At 38.8% G+C, this 19,627-nt stretch carries 16 protein-coding genes and 1 pseudogene; 9 read left to right on the forward strand and 8 right to left on the reverse strand.

The annotated features are described in order from the left end of the window. Positions 1–153 precede the first annotated feature (153 nt). Positions 154–942, reverse strand: coding sequence for a hypothetical protein (locus AC21OH_RS08870; protein ID WP_487371198.1), 789 nt, complete (start codon positions 940–942; stop codon positions 154–156). A 56-nt stretch (positions 943–998) separates the two neighbouring features. Here AC21OH_RS08870 and AC21OH_RS08875 point away from each other — a divergent pair, with 56 nt between their 5' ends. Both AC21OH_RS08875 and AC21OH_RS08880 read left to right on the forward strand, forming a co-directional pair. Next, on the forward strand, positions 999–1,316 hold the full coding sequence (locus AC21OH_RS08875; RefSeq protein ID WP_487371199.1) for a hypothetical protein: 318 nt from the start codon (positions 999–1,001) through the stop codon (positions 1,314–1,316). Between the two features lie 123 nt (positions 1,317–1,439). After that, positions 1,440–3,062 carry a hypothetical protein gene (locus tag AC21OH_RS08880; protein ID WP_487371200.1) on the forward strand — a complete coding sequence of 541 codons (1,623 nt, stop codon included), beginning with the start codon at positions 1,440–1,442 and terminating at the stop codon, positions 3,060–3,062. Positions 3,063–3,819: 757 nt separating this feature from the next. Here AC21OH_RS08880 and AC21OH_RS08885 read toward each other — a convergent pair. Then, positions 3,820–4,347 (reverse strand): peroxiredoxin, encoded by a 528-nt coding sequence (locus tag AC21OH_RS08885; protein ID WP_487371201.1) that lies wholly within the window; start codon positions 4,345–4,347, stop codon positions 3,820–3,822. A 433-nt stretch (positions 4,348–4,780) separates the two neighbouring features. On the opposite strand from AC21OH_RS08885, the gene AC21OH_RS08890 reads away from it, so the two are divergent. Continuing rightward, entirely contained in the window at positions 4,781–5,650 is an 870-nt protein-coding gene (locus AC21OH_RS08890; RefSeq protein ID WP_487371202.1) for a MipA/OmpV family protein, read from the forward strand. Positions 5,651–5,964: 314 nt separating this feature from the next. Here AC21OH_RS08890 and AC21OH_RS08895 read toward each other — a convergent pair whose 3' ends face one another. Further along, a complete protein-coding gene (locus tag AC21OH_RS08895; protein WP_487371203.1) occupies positions 5,965–6,891 on the reverse strand; it encodes a DUF4424 family protein in 927 nt (308 codons plus the stop codon). 549 nt (positions 6,892–7,440) lie between these two features. Here AC21OH_RS08895 and AC21OH_RS08900 point away from each other — a divergent pair. Both AC21OH_RS08900 and AC21OH_RS08905 read left to right on the forward strand, forming a co-directional pair. After that, entirely contained in the window at positions 7,441–8,598 is a 1,158-nt protein-coding gene (locus tag AC21OH_RS08900; RefSeq protein WP_486536298.1) for a catalase family protein, read from the forward strand. A 306-nt stretch (positions 8,599–8,904) separates the two neighbouring features. Next, entirely contained in the window at positions 8,905–10,032 is a 1,128-nt protein-coding gene (locus AC21OH_RS08905; RefSeq protein ID WP_486536299.1) for a hypothetical protein, read from the forward strand. A 121-nt stretch (positions 10,033–10,153) separates the two neighbouring features. Here the strand turns inward: AC21OH_RS08905 and AC21OH_RS08910 are convergent, their stop codons facing one another. The 3 genes and pseudogenes from AC21OH_RS08910 to AC21OH_RS08920 all read right to left on the reverse strand — a co-directional run bounded on the left by AC21OH_RS08910 (position 10,154) and on the right by AC21OH_RS08920 (position 13,932). Beyond that, a complete protein-coding gene (locus tag AC21OH_RS08910) occupies positions 10,154–11,887 on the reverse strand; it encodes an amidohydrolase (RefSeq protein ID WP_487371204.1) in 1,734 nt (577 codons plus the stop codon). Positions 11,888–12,041: 154 nt separating this feature from the next. After that, positions 12,042–13,117, reverse strand: a protein-coding gene (locus AC21OH_RS08915; protein WP_491139564.1) for an IS3 family transposase whose coding sequence is annotated in 2 segments (ribosomal slippage) — positions 12,042–12,862 and positions 12,862–13,117 — 1,077 coding nt in all. Because the reading frame shifts where the segments join, the coding sequence is not laid out codon by codon here. 50 nt (positions 13,118–13,167) lie between these two features. Next, positions 13,168–13,932 (reverse strand): annotated as a pseudogene (locus AC21OH_RS08920) (glucose 1-dehydrogenase). A gap of 400 nt (positions 13,933–14,332) precedes the next feature. Here AC21OH_RS08920 and AC21OH_RS08925 point away from each other — a divergent pair. Next, positions 14,333–14,875 carry a ferritin gene (locus AC21OH_RS08925; RefSeq protein WP_486536302.1) on the forward strand — a complete coding sequence of 181 codons (543 nt, stop codon included), beginning with the start codon at positions 14,333–14,335 and terminating at the stop codon, positions 14,873–14,875. Between the two features lie 65 nt (positions 14,876–14,940). After that, positions 14,941–15,153 carry a hypothetical protein gene (locus tag AC21OH_RS08930; RefSeq protein WP_486536303.1) on the forward strand — a complete coding sequence of 71 codons (213 nt, stop codon included), beginning with the start codon at positions 14,941–14,943 and terminating at the stop codon, positions 15,151–15,153. Between the two features lie 165 nt (positions 15,154–15,318). Here AC21OH_RS08930 and hemH read toward each other — a convergent pair whose 3' ends face one another. Continuing rightward, complete coding sequence (gene hemH / locus AC21OH_RS08935; RefSeq protein ID WP_486536304.1) at positions 15,319–16,338, reverse strand: ferrochelatase; 1,020 nt, start codon at positions 16,336–16,338, stop codon at positions 15,319–15,321. A gap of 632 nt (positions 16,339–16,970) precedes the next feature. On the opposite strand from hemH, the gene metX reads away from it, so the two are divergent. Both metX and metW read left to right on the forward strand, forming a co-directional pair. After that, complete coding sequence (metX, locus tag AC21OH_RS08940; protein ID WP_491140419.1) at positions 16,971–18,137, forward strand: homoserine O-succinyltransferase MetX; 1,167 nt, start codon at positions 16,971–16,973, stop codon at positions 18,135–18,137. Continuing rightward, positions 18,127–18,747 (forward strand): methionine biosynthesis protein MetW, encoded by a 621-nt coding sequence (gene metW, locus AC21OH_RS08945; RefSeq protein ID WP_487371597.1) that lies wholly within the window; start codon positions 18,127–18,129, stop codon positions 18,745–18,747. Before metX ends, metW begins: the two co-directional genes overlap by 11 nt. A gap of 136 nt (positions 18,748–18,883) precedes the next feature. On the opposite strand, the gene uraH is transcribed toward metW, so the two are convergent. Continuing rightward, entirely contained in the window at positions 18,884–19,405 is a 522-nt protein-coding gene (uraH, locus tag AC21OH_RS08950; protein ID WP_487371598.1) for a hydroxyisourate hydrolase, read from the reverse strand. Positions 19,406–19,627: the final 222 nt, after the last annotated feature.

The raw sequence follows: 19,627 nt of genomic DNA on the forward strand, positions 1-19,627 counted from the left end.
CATTCCACTTAACTTAACGGTATTATATCAGTAGCTGTAGGCTGTGGCTTTTAGCTCAGCATCATGATCTAAAAATTGTACATTAGTTGTGCAAAATGCCCTACCTAAGCCCGCTGCTCTACGAATATTCATTAAACTTGAGTTATCCTGTGTTTACTTTACTTGCTCAAATTTTTGGCTTGTTTGGTTATAGTGATACAAACTTTGATCCTTTGACTTTTTTATATTCTTCGAGTCTAAATCATCATTGTGAAATCCTGTCACTGAACTTAGTATCGTTTTGATAGGATAATACCCACCAACTTGTGGCGCTGAATAATCAAAGCTTACATCGTTTTCAGCTTTATAATAGTTACCATGAGTTAAGCTTGCAGAATAGGTTGTATAACTTATATCCGCTATTTGTTTAATATACCCATCTGACATGGGGACATAAAGCTCCCAAATACATCCCGAGTGCCCACCAGCGCCAGAGCCGCAATGCTCGCCATACCAGCCATATTTATCGTCACCCACCTCTCCAAATTCAAACCTATCCATCTGACTTCTGCCAGCACCGCCATTGTAAATATACGGCTCACTGGCAGATATCACCCATGACGTACCTGATTTGTATGCGCTAAACAAACCAGACAGCCCCGGTGTCGCTCTTGCACCCTCATCTACGGTGTTTCCTGATATTAATACAAAAAGGGTATCCTTATTATGGATTTCTTTTTTATTAAAGCGAATTGGCGACATACAATATTGCTCATTTCCTGCCTGATATAGCCAACATCCACGCAATTTATCGTAGTCTTTTCCGTAGTTTATAGTCATATATTTGCTAATAAGTTGCTTGATATCTTCTGAGATCTGACCTTGAGGTAATGCGATTGCTGCGGATGTACTAAACATAGATACCGTTACTAATAAGAGGTTTAAAGCGACTTTTTTTAACATATTTAAATACCAATATTTATAATAATCTTGTTTATTAACAGTTTGTGTCTTAAGTGATGATTAAGCAAGTAGATACCGTACATTATTTAATTATTAAAGATTACTATCAAGAAGAAATTAAGTTTAAGATTTCACCTAATCCGCCAATGGATTGGCTGGTCTTAGCCATACCGACCAGTAATGGCTACAAGAACTATCATTTTGATAGAATGTATTTTTGCGAACAATTAAAACATGCTGTTATAGAATTTATGCATCATAATAATTTAAATTTTATTGGCAGTCCCACTATAGTTGATGAAATTAAAGACCCTGATCTCACCTCAATAATGTACAGGCCATTAAAGACCTCCGAGAACAATACCCTGAGCTAAGCTTGCTTAAAGCTAATGAATAATGGATACAGGAGTAAGCCCTAGTATCAGTTCGACAAACCCTAAACAATTCATAATTGTTGCTATACTATAGGTCAATATCTACTAACCATTGCCTATACTATGTCGAATAGACCTTATACTCTAACCCCCTATCTAAAGTTGACCTTGTGTCTAATAATCATGCTTAGTGGCATACCATTTGCCTATGCTAATAAGATTGACATAGCGCCCAAACTGATTACGATGTTGGTCGAGAAGCATTGTTCAAATGCGATACCTAACCTTAGTAACGCTACTACTGAAAGCCTACCACTCTATTATGAATGCTTCGATGATCCAGAAAACCAATTGGACACTGCCTACAATCTGAAACTAATCCCATTAATAGTCAAAGACTTTAATGAAGACGGCATTAAGGATATTGCTATAGAAGTACGTTCCTTAGGACCTGTAGGCGGGAGCGCATACACAACGACTTCAATATACTATCTCTTATTGAATGAGAATATGGACGTTGTCGACGATCATAGTATCTTACTTTATGCGCCTTTTAGTGAACATATTGTTAACTATGCGGTTGAAGACAATCGTATTATTTATGAAGCTTCCCCAAACTTTCGAGCCCACCCAGAAGCTTATGATGGATCTGGGAATCTTATAGAAACACCAAAAGTTTTCGAGATTAACTGGCCAAATCATCAACCCATAACCAGCTATTATCAAGAGAATTGTCGTATTGCGTCCTTGAATCCACAGCTTCCGTTAAAGAAAATAAACAGCCCTAAATACTTTAGTGGTATCGGAATGCACGAATATGATCGCTATCAAATACAGCATGTTGAGATTGAAAAGCTTGACATCTATGCCTCTTTAACAGGTTGCGATGAGATTGAAATATCTTTTGAGGTTCAGCCTAAAGAGGGTAGCCCTTTGCCAGTGTTGGCGAGCATAATCCAACTGTTGCTTGATAAGACAAATTATGACAACGCATTAATAGATTTGCAGACACTTGAAAAGCTAGGAGAAATGACATTCGGTCAAAAAATGCAACTTAATGACGATTGGGATATAAGCGTTTATATTAATCGCAACTCAACTGTTGCGAAAATAATGATTCAGCTTACGGAAAGAGATATACCACCTCCTTTTGAACTGCCAGAAGATATGGAAGCTGATATTACTTCAATAGATTTTGACGGAAATGGCATCGACGACAAAATTTATTTCGGTCATTCTCCACAATCTGATACCTTTCAAGAAATTTGGGTCAAAGACGATGGTACGTTCTTTCTTAAATTAGACGACATGCCACCACAGCATTTTTATCGCTTTACTGACCTAGATAATGATGGTGATAATGAGGCCATACTTATTAGAGGTTGGGAGGATGGCAGTGATGCACAAGTCGCCGACATTGACTTCAACAACCAATCTTTAGAAACCCTGTTTTACTTTAAACCTTATGTCTATCAAGAGGGTAAAACCTATTGGGGTTACGCTTGGGATTTGGACAATCTAATAATTGATAATGACGGTAAGATATTAAGTGCCTACCAAACCTATGCTAATAAAGACTATGCTAACGAAGACTATAATTATGCTATGGGACAATCTCAAACCCAGTTGCCCATACTTTTATTCTCAGCTAATGATAATTTTGAACCTCAGTGGGAAGATGAGCCGTTGAGTAATGTGAGCTTCCATACCTTTGATCAAATCTACAGGTTTAGTGTTAGAGATTAGCCGATTCTCTACCCAGTTTGCTAGCTTATTGACTTACTCATGCTACTGATTCAAACTCTTGTTTTGCTTCATTATACCGATACATACTTATCACGACTGATTTTTTGATTGACATAGGTCCTATCTCATTATCACTATCCATATGTCCTGTTTATAAACTTGATATTGACTTAACTATCTAAAATCCGCTACTCATTAAAACGTTTCGTCAAAATAGACATCAGAATCTGTCTTACATCTTATGGTATAGCGACTTGGGGTGAAGCATGACTTACCATTGGCAGAGTCATTATGCTACCGCATAGTCCCGTAGGTGCGCCCTGAGCACTATTTAAGAGAACGATTTTAGAAATATAAAACCACTTATAAGAAAATTCTGGTAAGCCGTCCTAATCAACGGTTAAATTACCTTTTAATAATCGATTTGGTGCGCATGGCGTACCCTACCGTTCACCTCTATATCGTCCAATAACGCATAATTTAAACCACGATAAAACTCTTCAAGAACCTAATGTTACCGCTAGCCTCGATTGCAGCGGTTATACTGCTTGGATGGGCGAATTGTGCTGGCTTGGTTTGGCATGTCTACGCGAAGCAAGAGACATGACAAACCTTAGCTAGCGCTTCGCGCAAACAGGCAGATAGTAGCGTAAAGCGAGAATAGCTACTCTCATCAGACAAAATAATAGCCATTCAAACTTGAAGTTGAATGGCTTTAATATAGTTTGCTATGTGTTCGCTATTAAAGCAAATACGCTTAAGCATTCTCTTTTAGATACTTGAGCATGGTATCGGCATCGGACACCTCAAATGGGTCGATGGGGCAATTGTCGCCATAATCTGGCTCAACAAATGCTTTTTTGATTTCTTTGTTGTCTACAACCATCGAATAACGCCACGAGCGCATGCCAAAGCCAAGATTGCTTTTATCCACCAGCATACCCATTTTACGTGTGAATTCGCCATTGCCATCGGGTAGCAAGAAGACGTTTTCACGGTTTTGCTTTAAGCCCCACTGATACATGACAAAGGCATCGTTAACCGAAATACAAACAATTTCATCTATACCGAGTGCTTTAAACTCATCGTATAGCGCTTCATAGCGCGGTAAATGACTGGTCGAACACGTTGGCGTAAAGGCGCCTGGCAAGGAGAAAACCACTACTTTTTTGTTCGCAAATAACTCGTCTGTGGTTAGGTCATGCCACTTAAAGGGATTGTCGCCACCGATAGACTCATCACGGACACGGGTTTTAAAGGTTACATCAGGAACATATTTAATCATTATTTTTCTCCGATTTAGATTACTATCGTTATTAGGTTGCTTTATTAAGTACAAACTTATGTAAAACTTAGGTACATACAGAGATATCACCTTTTGATATCCCTGATATGTTTATTACGTATGTTGAAGATACCAAAAAGTACTTAAGGGTTTAGTTGCATTACTTTGCTGTTTGGTTTCTTTTTATAACTGTTTGAGTCTACACAGTCATAAAGTGATATATGAGACGTTTGATAGTTGCAAATTTGAGCGGCTGGCTATTTAATCATAAGTTATTTTGTTATCAATGTGGTTTTTTTAATAAGCTAGGCTGATAAATTGATTACATAATAAGACTGTTTTGTTTTGGGTTATTTAGTTTACATTTAGGGTATGCAGTTTTAATGGACATGCACTTTTATTTTTATATAAACGCAATGGGAGCAACGGGACTATGCCAATGATGCCAAATTACTTGCAGCTATTTAAAAATAGCTCACCATCGATTTTAAAAACAACGTCTGCACTGACATTTTTACTTATAAGCGGTTATACGTTTGCGCAAGATGGTGCTTATAGTACTAATAGTATGAATAACTATGATCGTGCAGCGACGAGCAGTTATTCTACCGATACGAAGCCCGATCCTGAGCATCAATTAAGTATTGGTGCTTCGGTCATGTACATTAGTAATGGCTATGATACCGATAATAAAGTTCGAGTATTGCCGAGTGTTTTTTATGATAATGGCAAGGTGTTTTTAAGAGGTGTTAAGCTTGGCGGATACTTGATGGATGATGGGACTCGTAAAGTCACAGCTTTTATCCAACCAGACGGCGCAAAGTTTGATCCCGATGATGCCAGTGGTGCGCTAAAAAGCTTAGATGAGCGTGATATTTCGGGCATGATTGGTCTTGGTTATCAGCATAGAATTGGTTACGCGGCGGTGAATACTCAAGTCGCCACAGATGTGCTAGGCAACAGCAAAGGTACAACGGCTCGAGCATCTATTGGGACTCGGCTTCCTGTGGGTGAATTGATGGTATTACCGAGTGTGGGCTTAGAATGGGTTAACGACGACTTTAACGATTATTACTATGGTGTGTCCGATAGCGAATCTCTTAAATCTGGCGTAAGCGCCTATGACGCCGACTCAAGTATTAGCCCCTACTTGAACGTGACTGCCAGTTATAAGATAGATGAGCAGTGGTCAGTGGTAATGAATCAAGGACTTAAATATTTGTCTGATGAACAGTATGACAGTCCTATGGTCGATGATAGAGTAAGCTGGCGTACGGCAATCGGCGCAACCTACACGTTTTAAGGACTAAACAGTGTTTGGATTGAATATCTTTATTTTATTAATTTTAAGTTCAATGATTTTTAGTTTCATACAAAGCAAGTGCGGGTATGCACTTGCTTAAGTTGTTGGTACTCAAAATATAGATTTTAAAGGGGCATTCATGTGGTATAACTTCGATGCTCTACCGACCATTTATAGTCAGTTAAATACTAAACGGTTACAGTGTTAACCCCGCTCGCCCTACTATAGTAGTACTAGGACTCGGTTGCCTTGTACTCATTTTAGACTTTTTTGATGATATTTAATTAATGATTCAATCCACTAAATTCACTTATTTAACGAATAAACGCCACATGAAAGTCATGAGTGGGGATGAAGTTTTTCTCTTTTATCTGAAAGGTAGTGGGGCCTATTTTATAAATTTCGCCCTCTCCTTCCCAGCAAAATGACATGATTTCATCAGGATCACGCTCAACCGTTAAGGTAAAGTCCTTGATCGGTGTCGCCCAATTTGCGCCTGTCGTCAAAATATATTTTAACTCACTATGCACATTAAGCTTTTCATGAGTGACATTGACCGTGCTGTCTGCACAAAAATTTTCATAATCATCTGACGTAAAATACATCGTGCCCCCCACTAATGGTTTATACGTATGTCTAACATGAGTGTTTGTATTAGCTTTAAAGGTCTGCTCCCAGCTATAGATGGGTTGTGATTCCCAATATATACCGTAATCAAAATTGCTATGACCCTCATTTTCTTTCTGAGTTTTGTGCTGGTTTTGCATTGCTTTTAGCGCAATATGGTCACAACTTAGCAATTTTTGATCTGAATGTGGGTTATTATAATCTAACCAATCCCCCATCATTTCTGATTCTGTAATTCCGCAATCCTCAAATAATTGAGTGGTATCAATCATTTCTGAATCACTGTCTCCGACATTACCCTGTGTTAAGGTTTCAACAGGCATAAAGGTACGAATATGTAAGTCTGGAATAATTCTTTCATCGTCTGTGTAAACTTTAAAGCTTTTGATGAGTTCTTCTGGATAAGCAAAATCTCCATCAAAAGGCTTTGCAAACGCAGGCAAAGGAAATAGCACCGTTTCTGTGATGTCTGTATTAGTAAGGTTGGCAAATTGATAATCTACCTTAAAAATTTCTTTGGAAATAAACAGGTCTTCACTTTGCATACTTATATCGTGGTTTTTTAGATATTGTACCCCGCCAGTACCAATATAGCCTGTAGAATCATTTGCCATTACAGTTCTTGAAAGCACTGTGATCAAGCTAACTATTATTATTTTAAATAACGGTAAAGCCTTAGATAAATCATCACTATTAGTTGATAAGTTATGGAGTGATAATCTCGCTGATTTTTTCATTAATTTAAATTCCAAAATTATTTGTACATACCCTTAGTAGATCTATCGCTAACACATACTAAAAGGGTATGAAGCAAACGAGCGATACTGATTGAGAACTGAGCTAATCAAGCACTAAGCTTATCGAGAACTCAACCGTACATTAGGATAATTGAATTCAATCTTTTTAATTTTCACACTTTTAATAGCTATTCTAAATAGCCATTATTAAAAACTAAACTTTTAAACTTGTCTTATAATATTATGTATTTAATCATTCTTATATTTATACTTATAAATGCGTAAATTTTGTGCATGAATGAGAGTTTAAGGTGCACAATGTTACGTTCTGACATCATAATTTTTCAGTTATTATCCCGATTTGTTTCTATTATAGAGGAGGCACCCATTTTAATATACTCAGTCATAATTATTAGGTAGCCCTTTATGCTAAAAAAATTATTCAACAGAAAACCAAAATACGTCAATTTCGACGAAAAATACACCAAGCTGACCGAACATGATGAAAAGGTTATGGAAATGGTGGTTGCCGACATTAAGGACTACGTCAAAAAAACCAAAAAGGTAAACCACCTTGACCATCATACCCGTGCCGTACATTCTAAAGGCTACTGCGCACTAAAAGCTAAGTTCGAAATATTGGATGATTTACCAGAAGAATATGCGCAAGGATTATACGCTAAGCCCGGTATTCACGACGCCGTTATTCGCTTCTCGAATGCGCAAGGCAACATCGCACCAGACAGACGCTTGGGTCTTGGCATTGGGCTGGCGTTTAAGATATTCGATGTGCCCGGCAAAAAACTGACACCGGATGACCCAGACTGCACCACCTTTGACTATGCTTTAATCAATGTACCTATCTTTTTCACCAACTCTATTGAAGACTATGCAATCTTGTCGAAGCTACTGTTTGCTTTTAATGAATATGCGGGCAACAGTACGCTTGGTTTAATGAAATTTGGCTTTAATTGGCTAACAAAATACGGTAAGAAACTGCCAGACAAGCAGGGTTTAGAAAGCTTAAAAGCGTTTAGAAAAATAGCCACGATCAAACCTAAAAACCCGTGGATGTATGATTTCTTCTCGTTAGGGGCGGTGCGTCATGGCGATTATATGGGTCGTATCAGAGTAACACCTACTAAGGAATCACTTGCCAAAATTAACGACCCTGACTTGAATTTATTGAGTGAAGACGACGCCATTCGTAACGCACTATTAAAAGAGATTACGGTGAATGATTACCAATTTGATGTGCAGATACAACTGTGTCGTGATTTGAAGAAACAACCGATTGAAATATTGACTAAAGAGTGGAAAGCGTCTGAAGCGCCATTTGTTACCATTGCTCGCCTGACTGTGCCTTGTCAAGACGTGCCCGAAGATGGCAACTTTTCTGTGATGGAGCATTTATCGTATTCGGTGTTTAGGTCGTTAGAAAAAAACCGTCCGATTGGTCGCATTCAGCAATCTCGCCTGCGTGCCTATCGTACTTCATCCATCGAGCGTCATAAGCAAAATGGCGTAAAACGTGAAGAGCCAGGTAGTTTAAAAGAAGCGTTTGCTAATAAGCTTGATTATTGATTATAGCTAATCCTTTTTTAAAGTATTGACTACGCTAGTATTAGTCCTATTATAAAGCGATCTAATCAAACCCTAAAGCGTTGATGCTCTCAACGCTTTGGGGTTTTGCTTGTCACTTAAAATCATTGATTATATATAGGTTACTCTATTTTATTATAAAGAGGTTTTCACTGAAAATTCGAAACATGATTAGCTGGTCATTAAATCTATCAATATAAATCTCTCATTTATAGTAAATTTAGGTACGCTAGTATATTATTCAAATCTTTAACCAACTTATTAAATATTGTTGCGAATCCCTCCTATATGAAAACGTCATTAAAAACCAAACCTTATCATTTATCTATATTGATATGCTCAACTCTAACTTTAACAGCCATAACTAATATTGCTCATGCAGAAACCACATTTAGTGACCCAACCGATACTACATATGAGGGGGAGCTTGATACTTTGTATGATGAAAATCCGGACGATGAAGATGACACCTCATTCATACCTGGCATGGCTACTCTTGATGAACTCAATAAAGACGCTACCGAGTGGGCTGACGATGCACGAGTAGACGTCAAAGAGCAACTTGGAGAGTGGGCTCACAAAATGGATGACTGGTTCGGTAATCCTGATCCAGAAGACCCTGCCACAGCAAGTCTACGATTGGTATTGGATACGCGCTGGGTAGATGATCCTGTTGAAGGTAGTGATGTTAAAGTGAAACCAAGGGTACGTGGTCGTCTTAAATTGCCCGTACTTGAAAAACGCTTTAGTTTGATTTTTGGTGATGATGAATTAGATGAAGAACAGGTTATCACCAAAGGTTCAGCACCACGTGAGCCTGGTATAGATGGTGTCAACGAAAGCAAAACCTTTGATAGAAAACAAGCGCGTGATGATAACGCATCTATCGCACTGCGCTGGTCTAAAATTGAAGACGCTTTAGGTATAGACGCGGATGTGGGTGTTCGCTCAAGAGATGATTTGTATTTTAAATTGGCGGTCGATCGTGACTTGTATTCCAAAGACTCTTGGAATGTGACAACCCGAAATTATTATCGTTATGGGAGGTCAAGTGAGCATACAATTAAGGGTGAATTAAACACACAATATATGTTGGATTATAACAGCTCCGTTAATAACAATATTAACATACGCTATCGGCATGAAGATGATGACGAGGAGACAACCTGGAGTAACGAGCTGCGTCAAATTCATCAGTTAGATACGCATAAAACCTTAGCATATGGTGTGTCCGCTTTTGGTAGCTTTGATGACAGTAAGCCTTCTCTGAACAGCTATGGTCCTACTCTTAGTTATCGTCAGCCTTTTTGGCGTGATTGGTTGTATTTGCAAACTGAGGTTAATTACTTCAATGATAAAGAAGAAGATAAAGACCACTTCCCGTCAGCGTTATTACGGTTAGAAGCTTTGTTTTAATCAGTATATCGTTAATACACTAATTTAAATATTGTTGAAATTGATTTGGCTTTGGATTGCACTACCATTATTCATTAAGGCAACCAAAGCCAAGATCAAATCTATCGCTTTACTTATGTCTCTAATTATTATCGCTATCTGATCGAGTAAAAATAACTTTACCGTTTTTAATCGTCTCCATTACTTTTATATCTTTAATCTCTGAGGGCTTAACTGTTAATGGGTTTTTATCTAATATAACTAAGTCTGCTATTTTTCCAACCTCTAGTGTACCTTTACTGTCCTCTTCAAACATCTCATATGCGGCGTGACTGGTAATCGCTTTCAAGGCTTGATAGGGGCTGGCTTGTTGTGCGGTGCCAATAACTTTACCACTGCGTGAGGTGCGATTTACCGCTGACCAAACTGTAAATAATGGATCTATTGGAGTCACAGTTGCATCTGAATGGTTTGTGTATTTAAGTCCTAAATCATCTGCTGCTACGATTGGGCTCAAAAACTCAGCGCGCTTCTTCCCTAAATTCTCAACATGCACATCTCCCCAAAAGAAAGCATGGTTGGTGAAAAATGACGGTTGCATGTTGTATTTTTTAAAGGTTCGCAGTTGATCAGGTCGCACAAATTGCGAGTGAATAACAATAGTTCGGCGATCCTTGTCTAGTGGCTGATTTAGTGCTTTAGCAGCGTATTTATGTGCCTCAATGATCATATCAATACTGGCATCGCCATTGGCATGGATAAACAACTGGTTATCAGCTGCGTAAGCGGTTTTAAACAAATCATTGAGTGCCTCTTGCGATAAACTTGGCAGTCCTTTACAGTCTTTAACGCACCCTTCGACTGGCGTTAAATACGGTTCAGTGAAATAGGCAGTCTTACCTTGAGGTGAGCCATCAGCAATAATCTTTGTGCCTTGCACTTTAAAGCCGTTGTTATAGGTCTTAAATTCAAGCTCGTTATCTTTTAAGTTACTCTCAAGCTCGCTAAATCCTGCCAGCGACACTAAGTCTATTTTTAATTTACCTTGATCCGCTTGCGACTGGAAAAAGCGAATCGCTTCTCTATCAGTCATGCCGTCTTGTGCCGTGGTAATACCATTTTGAGCATAGAAATCTTGGGTTTGCTCAAAAAATTCCGCCTGCTTATCATTTAAAACTTGCAGCATATGACCGACAAAAGGATACATGGCGGTTTCTTGTACTAAACCACTAGGTTCATCAGAGTTTGGTAATCGCGCTATTAAACCGCCTTCAGGATTCGGAGTATTGTTATCCACGTTCATCGCTTTTAAGCCCATAGAGTTTGCTACACCCATATGCCCGCTAGTATGCTGAATATATACGGGATTATTCGGTAAAACTTTATCTAATTCCATCTTATTCGGATGTCGCTTCTCATTTAATTGGCTTTCATCATAACCCCAGCCATATATCCACTCGCCGTCCTTGATATTGTTCTCAGTCTTATAGACTTTAAGCTTATTTAGTAGCTCATTGATACTTGCGACATCACCCACAGGTGGCGCATTTAAATCAACCTGCCCCATAGTATTAGATACCATGCCAAAATGGCTATGCGGGTCGATAAAGCTTGGCAGTAATGTTTTGCCCTTTAAGTCAACATAATTAGCATTTGAAAACTTTGATTTGGCTTGCGCTAAATCGCCCACATACACAATATTGCCTTTATTTTCCACTACCGCTTCGACTTCGCTAGGTGCAGCCGTGGTCATCGGTATGATGTGACCATTGTGGTAAATCTGCGCAGGCTGTGTATTTTTTTCAATTAATGTATCACTGGTACATCCAACCAGTACGCTTAGCGCCAAAGCGGAGGAGACAATATTTTTTAGCATGCTATATCCTGATTTAAAGTAAAGTTCAAATTCAAAATAACTCATGGTCGCCAATTTAGATAGATTCTAATTAAAGTTTTTAATCCAAAGTCTGTATACCACCACCATTAACATGTAAATACCCCATCTTTAACACAACATCATCGTAGAATCGTTAAGCCACCTGTCTGTACTGGGCAGGTGTCATATCATCAAGTGAATCATGGGGTCTTTGGGTGTTATAAACCTCAATCCAATCTTCAGTCAGTTGATTGACCTCGTTTAAATTGTTGAAAAGGTAACAATCTAAAACCTCATTGCGATAACTGCGATTAAACCGTTCAATATAAGCATTCTGATAAGGACAACCAGGTTCGATATAGTCAATGTAAATACCGTGAGCCGATGCCCAATCAGTGAATACGTGTGAGGTAAACTCACTACCATTATCCACACGAATTTGCTTAGGGTAACCATGCCACTCGGCTAGCTGATCAAGGTAGCGAATCACTCGAAGTGAGGGGATGCTGGTACCAATATCAATGCCTAATACTTCACGGTTATAATCATCAATCACATTAAAGGTTCGAAAGCGAATATTGTTATGTAGCTTATTGCTCATAAAGTCCATAGACCAAGTATGCCCAAATGCACTTGGCACACTTAGCGGCTGAGGATTGCGTGCTGGCAGTCGCCTTTTAGTCTTACGGCGTAGGTTTAAGTTTAACGCTTTGTAAACACGATGTACGCGCTTGTGATTCCATGAATAGCCAAGTGCTCGCATACGCTTAAAGCACTTTGGAAAACCCCAGCGATTATGCTTGTCAGTAAGCTCATTTAAGACATCAATAATCTCACTGTCATCAGATAGTTTAGGCTTGTAGTAATAAGCAGTTCGACTCATGCAGACCACCTGACAGCTAACCACAATACTAACACCATACTGCGCCTGCAGTTCTTGTGCCCAGACTTTACGTTCAAGGACAGGCGCTATAGCTTTTTTATGATTTCTTCCTGCATTTGTGATTTGAGGCTTAAATCAGCATACATCTGTTTAAGCCTACGGTTTTCTTCTTCTAGTTCTTTTAGTCGCTTGACGTCAGAGGCTTCCATACCTCCGTATTTAGACTTCCACTTGTAGTAGGTTGAACTAGCAATACCGTATTTACGGCACAGCTCTTTGGCAGGTATTCCAGCTTCTGCTTCTTTTAAAATTGATACTATTTGGGTTTCAGTCATTCGTTTGCTCATGTTAAAACTCCTTATGGGTATTTTATAAGAAATTCTACGTTTGAGCTGTGTTATTTTAGGGGATAGTTACAAACAAACAGCGTCTGGCCACTTACCCATTCAGAAATTGGGGAGGCAAAATAGAGCATGGCACCCGCAATATCCTCCACTTCACCCAAGCGTTTTATGGGGGTATGTTCTAACATTTTTTCTTTAATTTCGGGCGTTAACACGCTTTCAAGAGCAGCGGTTCTGGTTGCGCCAGGGCCTACCGCGTTAATACGTACTTCAGGGCCAAAGTCGTGAGCTAGGTTAGCAACCATATGGTTAACCGCAGCTTTAGATCCGCCATAGCCGCTCATATTTGGGCTTTTGTTAATACTGGACATAGAGGTGGTAAATACGATTGAGCCATAACCTGCTTCTTTCATATGTGGTACCACAAGCTGGCACAGGCGCCAACCACTAAAGACATTCAATTCAAAGTCGCGTCTGATATCATCCACATCAATTTTAAATGGATTTTCACGTCCACCCCCGCCGCCACCAGCATTGTTAATAAGAATATGAATCCCACCAAATTCTTTAACCGCTTGTTCAGTAAGATTCTCAAGATGTTCATCTTTTAGTACATTACACTAAACCGCTAATGCTTTAACGCCTAATGCTTCAATCTCTTTAGCTGCCGTTTTTGCATCATCTAGTTTTAAATCGGCAATAACAATATTGGCGCCATGCTTGGCAAGCATTAAGGCAGTTGCTTTACCAATGCCATTTGCCCCACCGGTTACGATGGCGGTTTTGTCAGATAAATCGAATAAATTTGAGTTTGTCATAGGTCTCTCTTTTATTATAGCTTGTGAATAGTAATTAATAATATTAAAGGTTTTGATAAGTTAACGTTAGCCGCTGTGCAAAGTACATTGTATATAGTCCTACTGCACATAGTCATTGAGTTCTATATGTTTTGTGATTCTTAAAATTTTAATTCAATGATTTATTAATTGTATCTATTGATTGTAATTATTAAGGTGTCTTATTAAATCAATTATTAAATTAGAATAACAGGGGACAAAAAATGTGATGCATAAATTTGATTATGTTAAGTTACATGTCTTAACGCCTCTCACAGAATTTGAACAACTCATAACTCGACCTAACTACGTTATCTAAATAAAGCTTTTATAATGTGTTCCACCCTACAAAATTTTATATAACTTTTAATAAGGAAGACATATGAGTGATAAACGTATTTCAGATCAGATGGAACAAGCTCTAAATGAGCAGATGAATAATGAGGCAGCACAGGCTCAAGCCTATTTATCTTTAGGCATATGGGCAGATTCTAATAACTATGCAGGTATAGCCGAATTCTTCTATAAGCATTCAGAAGAAGAGCGCCAGCACATGTTCAAATTTTTAGAATACATACAGACACGTGGTGGAGAGGCTAAAATTACGACTATTCCAGCCCCTCGTGATAATCCTGTAGATTTAGAGTCTTGTATTGAAGATGTATGGCAACATGAACTTGATAACTCTAAAAAGATTTATGCGTTAGTAGATAAAGCGTTTGATGAAAGAGATTGGCCAACATTTAATTTCTTACAATGGTTTGTTAAAGAGCAAATTGAAGAAGAAGCGTTAATTGATAAGCTACGTGATAAATTTGCTTTAGCCTCAGAAAGCAAAGACAACAATGCTAACTTCTACTCTTTAGACCGTGATATGGCGGGCGCTTCACAGGAAGCTGAGCTACCTCGTGATCAAACCCTATAAATACTTATAAAATTATTTACTGTAGCTATTTTTATTTCTTAGCTATTTATATTTAAGGATAAATTATGAAAGACCCAATTGATACTGCTATCGATTTAGATATTGCTAATGAAAGCGATAACTTACAAGAAGGTTTGACCCCAATGCACCGTCAGAATATCGATGAGGCTCGCATTGATGAGGTACTTATTGAAGATGCGTTGGACGATAAGGATTATCCACAGATTGAAGATATAGCGGATAAGGATGCAGTCTCTCACAGCTTTGAAGACGAATAATATTATGTATGAATTAATTTCAAACAAGCTTATACGTTAATGACACAAACGCTATTAGCTATTTAGTTTTGAGCGTTTAATTAATTAATCTTTTAGCTTTTAAACAAAGCCTCCTTAGTTTATAAGGAGGCTTTGTTAATTTTAATGATAGCTTTTGAAAATAAGCTACACCCACCCATCTAGGGTAGCGACCCATCCTTTGACTAAGGGCTTCGTTAGCGCTTCCATTAGGTCTATATGAGCGTCATCTGTATTTAGTGCAGGGATATAATGATATTCTTTACCGCCAGCATTTATAAAGTTGTCGCGGTTCTCCATTGCAAGCTCTTCTAAAGTCTCTAAGCAGTCGGCTGAAAAAGCGGGACTGACCACTTGTACTGAATTCACGCCCGCTTGTCCCCACTCTTCTAAGGTCACATCAGTATAAGGCTTCACCCACTCTTGTTTGCCAAAGCGTGATTGGAAGCTGATAATCCATTCATCTTCATTAAGTCCCAATTCATGCGCCACTTGTGCTGCTGTACATTTACAGCGCTTAGGGTACGGATCACCTTTGTCTGCGTACGGCTGCGGAATACCGTGGAAGCTAAACATTAGCTTATCAGGCTTGCCATGCTCAGCTTGGAAGCGTCTGATAGAGTCGGCCAGCGCTTTAATATATAAAGGATGAGCAAAATAATCTTTAACAATAGTTAGATTTGGCAAGTTGCGCTGCTTTAAAGACCACTTGGTGACTGCATCATATACCGCGCCGCCAGAGGTAGCTGAGTACTGTGGAAACAGCGGCAGAATGACAAAATGATCAACGCCTTCACGACGCAGGTTATCCATAACATCAGGGAGACCTGGATTACCATAGGTCATGGCGGGATGTACAGAGACTTCAAACGGTGCAACTGAATTGACTAAGCGCTTTTGCAATAGGTCCACTTGCTCACCTAATATTCTGCGTATGGGTGAATCCCCTTCCCACACACTGGCATACGCTTCGGCAACACGCTTTGGCCGTGTTGGCAGTACAAACAAATTTAAGATAATTGCCCACAAAAACTGAGGAATTTCAATAACTCGAGGATCCGATAAAAACTGCTTTAAATAGCGACGTACTGCGGGTGCAGTCGGCTCATCAGGGGTACCAAGGTTTACCAATAAAACAGCAATACGAGGGGGATTATTCGGTTTCATAGTATGAAAAATGTCCTTTCTGAAACATTTGAACGAGCGAGAATAAAGCGTTCTATGATAATTTAAACCATATTTGATTATACAATGACGTTCATAACTCATAGTTTAGGTTCTGTGAGTGTACCATTATATTCAGCGAACTACTAAACGGTTACGGCGTTAACCAAGCTAAGCCTACATGAGTAGTACTTGCAATCGGTTGCCTTGTGACCATTTTAGACTTCTTTGAATAAAGTTGATGCTATTTTGACTATACTGAGCTCATGCTTTAATAAGTATGTTATACGTTAGTCTTTCTAAATAGGACTTTTCTATCTATACAGACTTTGTTTAAGTGTGTTGGCTTAGGTATATCGGCTCAGTTACTACAGAAGTAAGTTGTACTTATTCGTCCTTACCCCTAAAATAGCAAAAGCCATATCCTTTTACTTTCATTATTCGTATAGTTAGGGGCTGTATCATAAGGTTTGGCGGTTCTAACCTCTTTAAAAGCCATTGAAGGAACTATCAACACACACGAAGCAAATATCATAATTGAGGTAATTTTGAGTACCCTTTCAAATTTAAGTGCAAAAGCGACACCGACAGATCCAAAACTTGCTAATTCTGTGGGTATTGTTACCCCGCAGACGATGCATTTCGATACCCCGTTAACTTTAGAATGTAATCGTACTTTACCAAAGTTTGATCTCGTTTATGAAACTTATGGAACGCTAAATGCTGATAAATCAAATGCAATCTTAATATGTCATGCGCTCTCTGGTAGCCATCATGCGGCAGGATGGCACAGTGAAGACGACAAAAAACCAGGCTGGTGGGACAACATGATTGGCCCAAACAAAGCTATCGATACCAACAAATATTATGTGGTTTGTTTAAATAACATTGGCAGTTGTCATGGCTCGACAGGACCAACTACCATCAATCCAGAAACGGGTCAGCCTTATGGGCCTGACTTTCCACTTATTACAATCAAGGACTGGGTATATACGCAAGCTCTATTTTCTGATCGATTAGGTATTGAGACTTGGTATTCGATTGTGGGTGGCTCGATGGGCGGCATGCAGGCACTACAATGGTCAGTTGATTACCCCAACCGTTTAAAACGCTGCATTATTATTGCTAGCACGCCCAAATTATCCGCGCAAAACATTGCTTTTAATGAAGTTGCGCGTCAGTCGATATTGTCAGACCCGGATTTTAATAAGGGTCGCTATTTAGAAGTAGGCACCTATCCGCGTCGTGGGCTTATATTGGCACGTATGGTTGGGCATATTACTTATCTTACCGAAGATGCGATGAAGTCTAAGTTTGGGCGTGATTTAAAGTCTGGTAAGTTTATGTATGGCTATGATGTCGAATTTCAGGTTGAAAGCTATTTGCGCTACCAAGGTGAGCGCTTTAGTAAAAATTTCGATGCCAATACCTATCTTTTGATGACCAAAGCCTTAGATTATTTCGATACCAGTCGAGATTATGTTGAGGATGAAAGTTTGACTGACCAGCAAGCATTAGAGCTAACGCTAGCCCATACCCAGTGCCAGTTTTTGGTCGTGTCATTTACTACCGATTGGCGTTTTGCACCAAGCCGTTCTGAAGAAATTGTCGATGCCTTGATGGCTAATAACAAAGCGGTGAGTTATGTAAATGTTGATGCTCCGCATGGCCACGATTCTTTTTTATTCGACATTCCTAGGTATATGGGCGCAGTAAGTGGGTTTTTGAATGCCCCTTTATTAGATACTTTGAATCAAAAGTCATCAACACATTCGGTTAGGAGTGCCTCATATGAGAATTGATCATGAACTTACCAAACGCTGGATCAAACCCAATTCTCGTGTACTGGATCTGGGGTGCGGTGATGGCTCACTATTAGAACATATGCATAAAACGCTCAATGTGACAGGTTACGGCCTTGAGCTTGATGAAGATAAAATAAATGAAGGTATCACTAAAGGTCTTAATATTATTGAACAAGATCTAAATGATGGGTTGGCAAGATTTGCTGATAATAGCTTTGATACAGTAGTCATGGCACGAGCGCTTCAAGCGGTAAAAGAACCCGATATTCTACTACTTGACATGCTGCGTGTTGGACGAGAGGCCGTAATCACTTTCCCAAACTTTGCCCACTGGCAAAATCGTTTACATCTAGGTATTAAAGGTCTTATGCCTGTCTCAGAGGCTTTGCCCTACGAGTGGTATAACACGCCAAATATACATCTTTGCACCTTTAAAGATTTTGAAAAGCTATGTTTTGACCATGATATTAAGATTGTTAATCGATACGCCGTCACAGATTCTGGCTTTGGTACCGATAAGCGTTCAAGCCTAATGAGTAAAGTTGTAAAAAAAGCCCCTAACTTACTCGCTGAGGTAGCGATATATCGTGTGACTAAACCGCTATAGTCATGTTCATTGTTAAAGAATAGGTAAAATAATCGCGCTCATTAGCATCTCCTAAAATTGATTATTTTAAAAAGATAAGCCTTCAACTTTGAAAGGTTATCTTTTTTTGTACTTACATTGCGTATTTTTTGAATATCTAGCTACCTCGATACGTACTATAACCATAAGGCGACAAAGTAATCGGGACATGATAATGTGCGTCATCTTCTATTTTAAAATTAACTTCAATATAAGGGTAAAAGGATTTGACACCTTGCTTAAAGAAATAGGGCGTGGTCTCAAAAATTAACTTGTACGTCCCCTCGTGACTGGCATTACCTGGCAGAAAATCATTAACTCGACCATTTTCATCTGTTCGCTTAGCATTTAATAACGTCCAAGTGCCGTTATTTTGTTGCATCATCAGCTGAATTTTGACATTGGGAGCAGGCTTGCCTGTACTGATGTCGAGAACATGGCTTGATAACTGATAGCTGCCCTTATCCAAATCTGCAAGTGCAGGTGTTGCTAGTGACAATAAAGCGCCACTGACAGCAGAAGCCAGTAAAAATCTTTTAACTGATATTTTTGGCATGCTTTTGACGGACACTTTAGGTGTGGTTGTAGCCGCCGCGTTTGGCATAGTTTTTGATATAGTTTTTGGCATAGATTTAGACATAGCTTCCCCCGCTTATAAATTCAAAATAGTTAGGTAATAAAATAGTCGAATGCTAAACATCGTGTAACACATTATTTATCATATATAAAAATTAACGACATTGCTATTATTAAGATAACCTAATAATGATTATAAATAAGTCACTTACTTTAATACTTTAACAAATATTCAACTACTCATACTTTTAAATGATTTAAGACCCACCCTAGTACCTTTAAAAAA

This window comes from Psychrobacter sp. CX10 (genome assembly GCF_057621575.2).